The organism is Nitratireductor soli, assembly GCF_001050155.1.
Taxonomy (GTDB): domain Bacteria; phylum Pseudomonadota; class Alphaproteobacteria; order Rhizobiales; family Rhizobiaceae; genus Nitratireductor; species Nitratireductor soli.
Genome location: NZ_LFVY01000018.1, coordinates 62,543 through 74,708, shown reverse-complemented (window position 1 = coordinate 74,708; position 12,166 = coordinate 62,543). Strand labels below are relative to the sequence as shown.

General features: G+C 63.5%; 12 protein-coding genes. 5 read left to right on the top strand and 7 right to left on the bottom strand.

The features are described from left to right. The first annotated feature begins 5 nt into the window (after nucleotides 1–5). Nucleotides 6–806 (top strand): enoyl-CoA hydratase/isomerase family protein, encoded by an 801-nt coding sequence (locus AB843_RS20575; protein ID WP_048648780.1) that lies wholly within the window; start codon nucleotides 6–8, stop codon nucleotides 804–806. Nucleotides 807–808: 2 nt separating this feature from the next. Here AB843_RS20575 and AB843_RS20570 read toward each other — a convergent pair whose 3' ends face one another. Genes AB843_RS20570 through AB843_RS20555 form a run of 4 tightly spaced genes read right to left on the bottom strand, consistent with a single transcriptional unit; the run spans nucleotide 809 to nucleotide 3,608 of the window. Then, nucleotides 809–1,678 carry an alpha/beta fold hydrolase gene (locus AB843_RS20570; protein ID WP_048648779.1) on the bottom strand — a complete coding sequence of 290 codons (870 nt, stop codon included), beginning with the start codon at nucleotides 1,676–1,678 and terminating at the stop codon, nucleotides 809–811. Continuing rightward, nucleotides 1,671–2,429 (bottom strand): alpha/beta fold hydrolase, encoded by a 759-nt coding sequence (locus AB843_RS20565; RefSeq protein WP_048648778.1) that lies wholly within the window; start codon nucleotides 2,427–2,429, stop codon nucleotides 1,671–1,673. Before AB843_RS20565 ends, AB843_RS20570 begins: the two co-directional genes overlap by 8 nt. 27 nt (nucleotides 2,430–2,456) lie before the next feature. Then, nucleotides 2,457–2,978: a DUF192 domain-containing protein gene (locus AB843_RS20560; protein WP_048648777.1), complete on the bottom strand. Its 522-nt coding sequence runs from the start codon at nucleotides 2,976–2,978 to the stop codon at nucleotides 2,457–2,459. A 33-nt stretch (nucleotides 2,979–3,011) separates the two neighbouring features. Continuing rightward, entirely contained in the window at nucleotides 3,012–3,608 is a 597-nt protein-coding gene (locus tag AB843_RS20555) for a cold-shock protein (protein WP_048648776.1), read from the bottom strand. Nucleotides 3,609–3,835: 227 nt separating this feature from the next. On the opposite strand from AB843_RS20555, the gene AB843_RS20550 reads away from it, so the two are divergent. Both AB843_RS20550 and AB843_RS20545 read left to right on the top strand, forming a co-directional pair. Next, nucleotides 3,836–4,276 (top strand): VOC family protein, encoded by a 441-nt coding sequence (locus tag AB843_RS20550; RefSeq protein ID WP_048648775.1) that lies wholly within the window; start codon nucleotides 3,836–3,838, stop codon nucleotides 4,274–4,276. Between the two features lie 85 nt (nucleotides 4,277–4,361). After that, a complete protein-coding gene (locus tag AB843_RS20545; protein WP_048648774.1) occupies nucleotides 4,362–5,894 on the top strand; it encodes an acyl-CoA carboxylase subunit beta in 1,533 nt (510 codons plus the stop codon). Between the two features lie 18 nt (nucleotides 5,895–5,912). Here the strand turns inward: AB843_RS20545 and AB843_RS20540 are convergent, their stop codons facing one another. Beyond that, the gene (locus tag AB843_RS20540; protein WP_244468046.1) at nucleotides 5,913–6,245 is read right to left on the bottom strand and encodes a hypothetical protein; all 333 of its coding nucleotides are present in this window, start codon (nucleotides 6,243–6,245) and stop codon (nucleotides 5,913–5,915) included. A 200-nt stretch (nucleotides 6,246–6,445) separates the two neighbouring features. Here AB843_RS20540 and pncB point away from each other — a divergent pair, with 200 nt between their 5' ends. Next, entirely contained in the window at nucleotides 6,446–7,750 is a 1,305-nt protein-coding gene (pncB, locus tag AB843_RS20535; RefSeq protein WP_048648772.1) for a nicotinate phosphoribosyltransferase, read from the top strand. A 13-nt stretch (nucleotides 7,751–7,763) separates the two neighbouring features. On the opposite strand, the gene cckA is transcribed toward pncB, so the two are convergent. Then, nucleotides 7,764–10,346, bottom strand: coding sequence for a cell cycle histidine kinase CckA (gene cckA / locus AB843_RS20530; RefSeq protein ID WP_048648771.1), 2,583 nt, complete (start codon nucleotides 10,344–10,346; stop codon nucleotides 7,764–7,766). A gap of 233 nt (nucleotides 10,347–10,579) precedes the next feature. Between cckA and AB843_RS24660 the strand changes: the two genes are divergently transcribed. Further along, nucleotides 10,580–11,425 (top strand): flagellar biosynthetic protein FliO, encoded by an 846-nt coding sequence (locus AB843_RS24660; RefSeq protein WP_053086161.1) that lies wholly within the window; start codon nucleotides 10,580–10,582, stop codon nucleotides 11,423–11,425. A gap of 107 nt (nucleotides 11,426–11,532) precedes the next feature. On the opposite strand, the gene dksA is transcribed toward AB843_RS24660, so the two are convergent. Next, nucleotides 11,533–11,949: an RNA polymerase-binding protein DksA gene (gene dksA / locus AB843_RS20520; protein WP_048648770.1), complete on the bottom strand. Its 417-nt coding sequence runs from the start codon at nucleotides 11,947–11,949 to the stop codon at nucleotides 11,533–11,535. Nucleotides 11,950–12,166 lie beyond the last annotated feature (217 nt).

Sequence of the window (12,166 nt, the reverse complement as noted above, 5' to 3'; positions counted from 1 at the left end):
GAACGATGGCCGCCGACCACACCGCGACACAAACCGGTTTCACCCTCTCGATCGACGACCAGGTGGCGACGATCACGCTCGACCGGCCCGAAAAGATGAACGCCGTCACGCAGTCGATGTGGCGGGCACTTGCTGAAACGGTCATCGAGGTGAGCGGCGGCGACACCGCGCGCGCGATCATCCTGACCGGCGCGGGCGGCGATTTCTGCGCCGGCGCCGACATCGGGGAGTTTGACACGGTGCGGCGCGATGCCGACACGGCACGCACCTACGAGGCGCTGAACGCCGCAGCTTTCGCTGCCATCCGCAATGCCGCCGTGCCGACCATAGCGGCGATCGACGGCGTCTGCTTCGGCGGCGGATTTGGCCTGGCGGCCGCCTGCGACCTCAGGATCGCCACGCCGGACGCCCGTTTCGCCGTGCCGGCGGCAAAGCTGGGACTTGCCTATCCGGTCGAGGCGATGGGCGACATCGTCGCCACCGCCGGCGCGCAGATGGCGCGCTTCCTGACCTTCAGCGGCGCGCGGATCGACGCACAGAAAGCGCTCGACTGCGGGTTTCTGCTGGAGATCACCCCATCCGACGCCCTGCAAGAGCGCGCCCGAGAACTCGCTTCACTGCTGGCGCGAAACGCGCCCCTGTCGATCCGCGCTTCGAAAGCATCGATTGCCGCGGCTCTGTCGGGCCGTGCCCAGGATGTCGAGCATGCCCAGGCGCTGGGCGACGTGACATTCGAGAGCGCCGACTACGCCGAAGGCCGCAGGGCGTTCGGTGAAAGGCGGGCGGCGAAGTTCACCGGAAGATAAGGCTATGCCGCCTGATCGCGGTTGAGGAATTTCAGGATTTCATTCGCAAAAACATCATTGCGGTCGCCGGCCACCATGTGCCCGGCCCCGCCGACATCCACATAGGAGGCGCCCGGCGCCAGCGAGACGAATTCGCGCGCATGGGCCTCCTGCACCAGTTCCGAGCGCATGCCGCGCACCAGAAGCACCGGCAGGTGAAGCCCGGGCAATCCCGTCATCAGTTCCTGCATCAGCGCCTCGGCGCCGGAGTTGATGTTTTTCGCGCCCTTGATGAAGGCCGGATCCCAATGCCAGCGGTAGCGGCCGTCCTCGTCGCGGCGCAGATTCTTGCGCAAGCCTTCGAGCGAACGGCGCGGCGCGCGATGCGGCAGGTAGGCGGCGATCGCCTCGGCGGCTTCTTCCAGCGAGGCGAACCCCTCCTCCATGCGTGCGCCCATGAACCCCTGGATCTTGTCGACGCCCTGCGGATCGAGCCGCGGCGTGATGTCGACAAGCACCAGCGCCTCGAGCAGCGGTCCCTCTTGCATTTCCGCCGTCAGCGCGGCCAGTCCGCCGAGCGAGGCGCCGACCGCCGATGGGCGGGCGTGAAAACGCTCGTTCACCTGCCTGATCACCGCTGCCGCGTCCTCGCCGTAGTGGCGGAAACCGTAATGGCCGGTCTCAACCCAGGCGCTCTCGCCATGACCGCGCTGGTCGACCGAGATCGCCCGCATGCCCTGGCGCGCCACTTCGCGCGCCGTCGCATCCCAGGCGCGCCGCGTCTGGCCGCCGCCATGCAGGAAAATGACCGGATGACCGCCACCATCCCACAGATCGGCCACAAGCGGGTTTCCTTCCGCCCCGGTAAAGGAAATCTGCTGACGCTCAACCAAGCGGGTGCTCCTCCAGAAACGCCAGTGCGCGCGCCTTGAAGGTGCGGTCACCGACGGCCAGCATATGGTCGCGCCGCTCGATCGCAAAGGCTGTCGCGTTTGGCAGCAGCGCCGCAAGCGCTTCCGGCGAGCCGGCGATGTCGTCGCGTGTGCCGACGGCGACCAGGGTCGGCGCGGTGATCCGTGCCGCCTGCTCATTGCTCAACAATTCGCGCGAGGTGGCGATGCAGGCAGCCAGCGCCTGGCGATCGCTCTTCGTCTGGTCGGCGAATTTACGGAACATCTGGCCGCGCGGCGACGTGATGGTTTCCGGATCGGCGGCAAGCAGCGCCGCGGCGATCTCGTCCCATTCGCCCACCCCCTCGATCATGCCGATGCCGAGCCCGCCGAGGATCAGCGTCGCGACCTTTTCGGGGTGCTCCAGCGCCAGAAAGGCGGACACGCGCGCGCCCATGGAATAACCCAGCACATGGGCGCGCCCAATGCCCAGATGATCGAGCAGCGCCGCGGCGTCGCCAGCCATCTTGACCGGCGTATAGTCGGCTTCCTCGTAGCTCCCGGCGGATTGTCCGTGGCCGCGATTGTCCAGCGCGATGACGCGATAGCCCGCCTCGCGCAGGCTCTTCACCCAGCCGGTCGCCACCCAGTTGACGAAATGCGTGGAGGCAAAGCCGTGAATGAGAAGGATTGGATCGCCATGGCCTTCATCGATGAAAGCCAGCTCGAACCCGTCATGAACAAATGATTGCATGTCGACTGAAGGACTACCCGTTGGAAATTACTTGCCCGCCGGCGCGTCGATGCGCGGATGGCGCAGGCGGTTGCCGATCTCGATCCCCGATTTCTGCGCGGTTCCGGCAGGCAGTTCAAGCACGAATTGCGCCTGAACGTTCGGCGAGATCGATGCGGTGGAGAAAGGAACGCCGCGGTCGATCGCCCGCACGACGCCATCGGCGCCAATGAACAACAGGTCGAGCGGCAGCGGTGTGTTCTGCATCCAGAACCCCTGCCGGCTTTCCACGGGAAAGATGAACAGCATGCCGCGGTCGGCCGCCATCGCCTGGCGGAACATCAGGCCGCGTTGCCGCTCATGCGGCTCGTCGGCGATCTCGATCGAGAACCGCTGCTCGCCGGACCGCGTCTCGATGACCAGCGGATCGGCATCGGCCGGCAGGCGCATGACGGTCGTCTGCGCCAACGCCGTCGGCAGGGCCGCCAGGAGCAGGATGACGGTGAAGACAATGAACGCAACGCGGCGCGTCAAGGCGTTTGAGAAGGTCGAACCCGCTGACCGCGTCATTGGCGCACCCCGATTGAAAAGACGCGCATCACATCAATGCGCGGCCACCAGCGTGCCCTTATCCGGGTAGATTTCGGCGGCCATAAGGCCTTTGTCACCACGCCCGAAACGCACCAGGACCACCTGCCCCGGCCGCAATTCGGTGATGCCGTAGCGGCGCAGCGTTTCCATATGGACAAAAATGTCTTCCGTTCCCTCGCCGCGCGTCAGGAAGCCGAACCCCTTGGTCCTGTTGAACCATTTGACCAGGGCGCGCTCGAGCCCGCTGTCGGGTGTGACGATCACATGGGTGCGCTGGGTCTGGTCCTCGACCGGATGGACGGCGGTCGAAAGGTCGACCGACAGAACCTTGAAAGCCTGCAGGCCCTTGTCGCCCTGCCGCACCAGGCATTCGACGCGCGCCCCCTCGAGCGCCGTCTGGAAACCGTCCTTGCGCAGGCAGGTCACATGCAGGAGCACGTCGCCAAGCGCTTCCTCGTCCGGCAGGATGAAACCATATCCCTTGGCGACATCAAACCATTTGATTGCGCCTGAAATCTCGATAAGTTCCCCGCCATCCTTGGCGTCGTCCACTTGTGACGCCTGGTCGCTCGCCCCGTATCCTCCGGTTGCCGAGGACTTGTCATCCATCCCGATAAGCCTTTTTTCAAGTCCGCCCGACTCACTGTCCCTATGAAAGATAACATTCGTGCTTTGTGGCATAGCAAGACCTAGTTTCTGATTTTCAACAACAGGTGGAAACACCGGAATTTGAAGGGTTTCGCTGCCGTGGTACAACCGGTTAACGGTGATCATTGCCGGTCGGAGGGGGTAGAAGCCTCGTTCCGTTTACGTAAACAAAAGCTGTGAGAGAAAATATGCGATACCTGCACACCATGGTCCGAGTGAAGGACCTCGACGCGTCGCTCGACTTCTATTGCAACAAGCTCGGCCTCGTTGAAATCCGCCGCGCCAGCAATGAGAAAGGCCGCTACACGCTGGTGTTTCTCGCTTCGCCGGCAGACCGGGCCCGCGCCGAAGCTGAAAAGGCCCCGCTGGTCGAGCTGACCTATAATTGGGATCCCGAGGACTATCAGGGAGGTCGCAATTTCGGCCATCTCGCCTATGAGGTGGACGACATCTACGCCCTGTGCGACCAGCTGATGGGCAAGGGTGTCACCATCAACCGCCCGCCCCGCGACGGTCACATGGCGTTTGTGCGCTCACCGGACGGCATTTCCATCGAACTTCTGCAGAAAGGCGGCGCCAAGGAGCCGGCCGAGCCCTGGATGTCGATGGAAAACACCGGTAGCTGGTGAACACCCGGTCTGTGCGAGCCGCATATTTGCCTCCCTGCGTCGCCATGCTAACACCAGATCAATACCGTCCGTGGGGGAGACACGCATGAAGGAAGTCCTTCTCGAACTGGAACGCCGTCGCGACGCCGCGCGCGAGGGCGGCGGCCACCGGCGCATCGAGGCACAGCACGCCAAGGGGAAATTGACGGCGCGCGAGCGCCTCGACGTGTTTCTCGACGACGGCTCGTTCGAGGAGTTCGACATGTTCGTCGAACACCGCTCGACGGATTTCGGCATGGAGAAATCGCGCATTTCCGGCGACGGCATCGTCACCGGCTGGGGCACGGTCAATGGCCGCACCGTCTTCGTCTTCGCCAAGGACTTTACCGTATTCGGCGGGTCCCTGTCGGAAGCGCATGCGGAAAAGGTGGTCAAGGTCCAGGAAATGGCCCTGAAGAACCGCGCGCCGATCATCGGTTTCTACGATGCCGGCGGTGCGCGCATCCAGGAGGGCGTGGCCGCACTCGGCGGCTATGCCGAGATTTTCCAGCGCAATGTTCTGGCCTCGGGCGTCATCCCGCAGATATCCATCATCATGGGTCCCTGCGCCGGCGGCGACGTCTATTCGCCCGCCATGACCGATTTCATCTTCATGGTGCGCGACACCTCCTACATGTTCGTCACCGGACCCGACGTGGTGAAGACCGTCACCAACGAAACGGTGACCGCCGAGGAACTCGGCGGCGCTTCCGTGCACACGGTGAAATCATCCATCGCCGACGGCGCCTACGACAACGACATCGAGGCGCTTTTGCAGATGCGCCGCCTGATCGATTTCCTGCCGGCCTCCAACACGGCCGAGCTGCCGGAAGTGGAGTGCTATCAATCGGTGACGGACGCCGACCACTCGCTCGACCGCCTGATCCCCGACAACGCCAACAAGCCCTACGACATCAAGGAACTGATCCTGAAAACCTGCGACGAAGGCGATTTCTTCGAGATCCAGGCCGCCTTCGCCAAAAACATCGTCACCGGTTTCGGCCGTGTCGAGGGCCGCACGGTCGGCTTCGTCGCCAACCAGCCGATGGTGCTGGCGGGCGTGCTGGATTCAGACGCTTCCCGCAAGGCCGCCCGCTTCGTCCGCTTCTGCGACTGCTTCAACATCCCGCTTGTCACCTTCGTCGACGTGCCGGGCTTCTTGCCGGGCACGGCGCAGGAATATGGCGGCCTGATCAAGCACGGCGCCAAGCTGCTGTTCGCCTATGCCGAGGCGACAGTGCCGAAAATCACCGTCATCACGCGCAAGGCGTTTGGCGGCGCCTACGACGTGATGGCCTCAAAACATTTGCGCGGTGACATCAACTACGCCTGGCCGACGGCGCAGATCGCCGTGATGGGCGCCAAGGGCGCCGTGGAGATCATTTTCCGCAAGGACATCGACGATCCGCAGAAGATCGCCGCCCACACGAAAATGTACGAGGACCGCTTCCTGTCGCCTTTCGTCGCCGCCGAACGCGGCTATGTGGACGAGGTGATCATGCCGCATTCGACCCGCCAGAGGATTGCCCGCGCCCTGCGCATGCTGCGCAACAAGGATCTGCAGAACCCCTGGAAGAAGCACGACAACATTCCGCTTTGACGCGCCCGCAGCGTCCGATCAGTAGCTGCGCGGCGGCACGAACAGGCAGATCGTCCGGGAATCGTTTTTCCCGGCGATCGAGCACCAGTGGAACACGCCATCGGGCGAATCCTTCACGCGTTTGTCGCCATAGCCCACAACCTCCCCCGTCACCTTGACGAGATAGCCCTCCGGTATTTCGGAAATGGCGGCGTCCTTCACCTCCCGGCAATCATTGTCGGAGCAGCAGGCATAAGGATAACGCCATCCGGACTTGGCCTCGTGGGCCACGGCAAGCGCGGGAAAGGCGACTGTGAGAAGGGAGGCGCCGAAAAGCGCCCTTAAGGCGAAAGCAGACCCTGATCCGGACATGGATGTCTCCTCGGATCTCCTCCCAGTCTCGATTGTTGGCGCCTTTCCTTAACAAAGCCTTAACGCCGTTAACGCAATTTAAACCATGATGGTCTTCGCCCCGGATCCGCTCTGGATCATTGACAACGACCCCTTCCCGGTGTCGTCTGCCGGTCCGGAGAGAGCGCCGTTGCGGCAACCATGCAGGAAGAACCGACATCATGCCGAAGACGGATATTGCGCGACGCGTCTACAACCATACCTGGAAGCTGGACCCGATCTGCCGCAGCCTGCTCGACACGGATTTCTACAAGCTTCTGATGCTGCAAATGATCTGGGGCCTGTATCCGGATGTCGATGCGACCTTCTCGCTGATCAACCGCAACAAGAAGGTGCGTCTGGCCGACGAGATCAACGAGGACGAACTGCGCGAACAACTGGATCACGCGCGCGACATCGGCTTTTCGAAGAAGGAGATGATCTGGCTCGCCGGCAACACCTTCTATGGCCGCAAGCAGATCTTCCAGCCGGAGTTTCTCAACTGGCTGGCCGATTTCCGCCTGCCGGAATATGAGCTGACGCGCCGCGACGGCCAGTACGAGCTGCATTTTCACGGCCGCTGGATGGAAACGAGTATGTGGGAGATCCCGGCGCTCGCCATCATCAACGAATTGCGTTCGCGCGCCGCCATGCGCTCGCTCGGCCCTTTCGCCCTCGACGTTCTCTATGCCCGCGCCAAGGCCAAGGTCTGGTCGAAGGTGGAGCGCCTGAAGAACCTGCCCGACATCAAGATTTCCGATTTCGGCACGCGACGCCGGCATTCCTTCCTCTGGCAGCGCTGGTGCGTCGAAGCGCTCAAGGAAGGGATCGGCGATGCCTTCACCGGCACGTCCAACGTCCTGCTGGCCATGGACACCGACCTGGAAGCGCTCGGAACGAACGCGCATGAACTGCCGATGGTGCTGGCGGCCCTCGCCAACAATGAGGAGGAGCTGCGCGAAGCGCCCTACCGCGTCCTGGAGGATTGGCAAAGCTACTATGGCGGCAATCTGCTGATCGCCCTGCCGGACGCCTTCGGCACGGAATCCTTTCTGCGCGACGCGCCCGGCTGGGTGGCGGACTGGACCGGCTTTCGTCCCGACAGCGCTCCGCCAATCGAGGGCGGCGAGCGGATCATCGAATTCTGGCGCAAGCACGGCAAAGACCCGCGCGACAAGCTGCTGATCTTCTCCGACGGTCTCGACGTCGAGACCATCGAAAAGACCTATCATCATTTCGACGGCAAGGTGCGCATGGCCTTCGGCTGGGGCACCAATCTGACCAATGATTTCAAGGATTGCGCCCCGCGCGAGGTCAACGGCCTGAAGGCGATTTCGGTGGTCTGCAAGGTCAGCCGGGCCAATGGACGGCCCGCCGTCAAGCTGTCGGACAATCCCGAGAAAGCAACCGGCGACCTGGCGGAGATCAAGCGCTATCTGGATGTGTTCGGCGCGCAGAACCGCATCCGCCGCGCCGTCTCAGTATAAGGCTCTCCGGCGCTCAATTCGCCTCCAGCATCTCCTTGACGACCGTCGCCAACTGCTTGAGCGAGAAGGGTTTTGGCAAGAAGCCGAATTGCGCCTCCTCCGGCAGATTCCGGGCAAAGGCATCCTCGGCGTAGCCCGAGACGAAGATGAACTTGATGTCCGGCTGCACCTTGCGCAGTTCGACGAGCAGCGTCGGCCCGTCCATTTCCGGCATCACCACATCCGAGACGACGATGTCGACCTTGCCATTCAATGCGTTGAAGACTTCCAGCGCCTCCGTGCCGGAGCTGGCCTCATGCACCTCGTATCCGCGTGACGACAGCGCCCTGACACTGCCCATGCGCACGGCATCCTCGTCTTCCACCAGGAGCACGCAGGCCGATCCGGAAAGATCGCGGTTTTCTTCCTTTGCCCGGCGCGTCTGCTCTTCCGCCGCGCCATTGGCTTCGGCGGCCTTGTCGGCTTCGGTGGGAATGTAGCGCGGCAGGAAGATGCGGAACGTCGTGCCCTTGCCGACATCCGAATCGCAGAAGATGAAGCCGCCGGTCTGCTTGACGATGCCATACACCATGGACAGGCCGAGCCCCGTGCCCTTGCCCACCTCCTTGGTGGTGAAGAAGGGCTCGAAAATCTTCTTCAGCGTTTCCGGCTCGATGCCCGTGCCGTTGTCTTCCACTTCGACGGTCACATAGTCGGCGGGCGTCAACTCGCGGTAAGGGAATTTCGCCGCGTCCTCCGCGCTCAGGTTTTTCGTCCGCACCGTCAGCGCGCCGCCGCTGGTCATGGCGTCGCGCGCATTGACCGTCAGGTTGACGATCACCTGCTCGAACTGGCCGATATCCGCCTTGACGGGCCACAGATCGCGCCCATGCTCGACCGTCAGCGTGACGTCGTTGCCCACCAGCCGCGCCAAGAGCATGCGCAGGTCGGCAAGCACATCCGTCAGGTTGAGGACTTCCGGTCGCAGCGTCTGGCGCCGCGAGAACGCCAGAAGCTGCCGCACGAGTGATGCGGCGCGATTGGCATTCTGCTTGATGTTCATGATGTCGGGGAAGGACGGGTCCGACGGTCGGTGATTGGTCAAAAGCAGGTCCGACGCCATGATGATGGCGGTCAGCACATTGTTGAAATCATGGGCGATGCCGCCGGCGAGCTGGCCGACCGCCTGCATCTTCTGGCTCTGCGCCATCTGCGCCTCGAGCGCTTTCTGCTCGGTGGTTTCCACGGCATAGACGATGGCGGCTTCCTCCGCGCCCTCGCCGCCGGCGTGATCGACCACCGGGTTGACGTAAAAGCGCACATGGCGCTCCGCATCGTCGGGAAGCACCGTGTCGATCGGCGAAATCTCCGCCTGCCGCTGCTTGGCCCGGTCGAGCGCCGTGGCGAAAGAAACGCGGTCGCGCTCATGGATCACCGCGTCGAGCTTGATGTGCCGCTCCAGCGCATCGCTGTCGACCACACGGGAGAACAGCGACAGGAAGGGCGCGTTGGTGCGCAGGATGCGCCCTTCATGATCGACCGAGGCGATGGCCATCGGCGTCGAGTTGAAGAAGCGCGTGAAGCGCACTTCGGAGGCGCGCAGATCGGCCGAGGCATCCTCGCCATGCCGCCGGTTCAGGACGATGGTCCGCGTCGGGCCGGAGGCGCCGTCGCGGCTCGTCGTGGCACGATGCATGAAGCGCACCGGCAGGACCTGGCCGTCCATGGTCGACAGATCGAGGTCGATGACCGCATTGCGCGCCGTGCCGGGATCGGCCTTCACGGCGTTGATCAGCGCCATCCCGTCGCCGGCGACGATCTGCGGCAGACGCACGGCGCCGGGCACGAAATTGGCAAGCTCTATGCCCAGCCATTCGGCCAGTGTCGCATTGATATAGGTGACCCGCCCGTCCGGGTCGGACGCGAAGAAGCCGGCCGGCGCGTGATCCAGATGATCGATGGCCTTCTGCAAATCGAGGAAGAAGCGCTCCTGCTCGGCTCGCTCCTTGGAGATATCGGCGATCTGCCACGCGGAAACCGGCTGGCGGTATCCCGGCAGCTTGAAGATGCGCGCCCAGGTGCGGTACCAGCGTGCGCCGAGCTCCGCCCCCGGTCGGATCGATTGCGACAAGCGGAATTCGCCATCGCCGGCGCGCCCGTCACGCAGGCCTGCTGCGAGCCTGTCGATGGTCGGCGCGGCTTCCGGATTGTCCGACAGAAGGCTGTCGACGGTCTTCACATCGGCGACCGAGGTCGCCCCCGTCATCTGGGCATAGGCGTGGTTGGCATAAAGGATGCGGCCCTTCGTGTCGGCGACCACCAGCCCTTCTTCCATCGAATCGACGAAGGCGCGCGAAAGCTCGCTGCCGGCCGAGCGCGGCGCCACCTGCACGAAACCGATCGCCGTGGCGAACAGGAAGCCGACGCCGATCATCGCCAGCATGCCGAGAATGCCGAGCAGGAAAGGATCGCCGAGGCGCTCGCGAAACACGACGAAGGCGATCGCCGAGCAGGTCAGGATGACGATGAAGATGATCAGGCGCGTGATCGCGCCGGGACGCGAGCTCTGGTCAATGATCGGCGCTGCGTGGATTTCTCCGCCAGTTTGCTTGGCCATGCGTTTCCCGTCACTCCAGCCCAATCATTGCCGGCTCCCAAGCGGACCCGGCCATTCGGGATATATCAGGGCCCCCGGCATCTGCAAGCGCGCACCGGTAATCGAACGGCAAATCCGCGCCGTTTACGCAACAATTGGCGGTCTCCGCGCAAGGATAAGCCGGGCGAATGGGTTGCCGCATGGTTTGGCCGCGCATACTGTGCGCCGGATATGCACTTTTTCGGAGCGATTCAATGCGCGATTGGCTGGTCGGGATTTTTGGGGAGGCTTATGCCGCGGCGGCATTCTGGACCATTGTTCTGGTTGCTGTTGCGATCCTGTTGTGGATCGTCCTGCGATTGTCCCGGCGCCTGACGCCCGGCACCTTCGTTTCCGGCGGACGCGGACGCCAGCCCCGGCTCGGCGTGACCGATGCGACGCCGGTCGACAACCACCGCCGCCTGGTTCTGGTGCGGCGCGACGATGTCGAGCATCTGCTTTTGATCGGCGGGCCGAGCGACGTGGTCGTCGAAAGCAACATCACGGCGGTTGGCGCGGCCGAGCAGCGCGGCCGTCCGGAAAGGCAGGAACCTGTCGCTATCGCACCCCCCGCACCGGTGCCGCCAGCGCCTCCATCGCCCCCGGCGCCAATTGCGAGGCCGGCCGCACCCGCGCCGGTCAGGCAGCCCGAACCGCCACAATCCCGGCCGACACCGCCCATCGAGCCTCGCCTGCCGCCGGAACCCAGAATCCAGATCGCCGAAGCGCCCAGTGCCCGGGCTCCGGCAGAACGAGCGCCGATCCCGGCCCATGAGCCTCCGGCAACCGTTCAGCCGCCGGCGCCATCCGTTTCGCCCCGCGCAGCGCCCACACCCTCTCCCGCCGTGACCATCGCCGCAGCGGCAACCGGCTTTGCCGCAAGCCAAGGCCTTGCAGGCGCGTCGCAACACGAACCCACCGGCGAGTTCGAGGACGAAGCATTCGATGAATTGTCGGAAGCGCTCGACTACCAGGTCAGCACAGAGCGTGACAAAGCCGATCATTCCCTTGAAGACGAGATGAGCAAGCTGCTTGAGGAATTGTCCGACGAGCGCAAGTAAACCCGTCGTGCCCGCCGGCGGCAGCGAGGCCGGAGGGTTTACGACAACAAAAAAAGCGCCAGGCCCAGGCCTGGCGCTTTTTTTGTTCCCGAACCCGCCGCAGCGGCTCAATCGTCGCGATAAACCTTTTCCCGCCGCTCGTGGCGTTCCTGCGCCTCGATCGACAAGGTTGCGATGGGCCGTGCGTCGAGACGCTTGAGCGAGATCGGCTCGCCGGTCTCCTCGCAATAGCCGTAAGTGCCCTCCTCGATCCGCAGCAAAGCCGCATCGATCTTGGAAATCAGCTTCCGCTGCCGGTCCCGCGCCCGAAGCTCGATCGCCCGGTCCGTCTCCGACGACGCCCGATCGGCCAGGTCCGGGTGGTTCGCGTTCTCCTGCTGCAAAGCATCGAGGGTTTCGCGCGCTTCCTTCAGAATGTCGTTCTTCCAACGCAACAATTTCGTGCGGAAATAGGAGCGCTGCCGCTCATTCATGAAGGGCTCGTCCTCGGTGGGCACGTACTTGGCATCCATGAGCTCATTCATCGAGTCACCCTGAGATGTTCTAACGCCGGCGCCTATATATTAGCGCACCCCCACAACCACAAGCGCAAAGCGCCCCTCCTTCACGGTTTTGTTAATATGGGTGGAAAAGGCACACAGGCTTTTCAGCACGCCATAAATGCGTATTAGATTTGTTTCCCGCCACAAACGACATCCTGGAGCGCGGCATGAAGCAAACCCGGCCTGTTTGGCGGGCCGC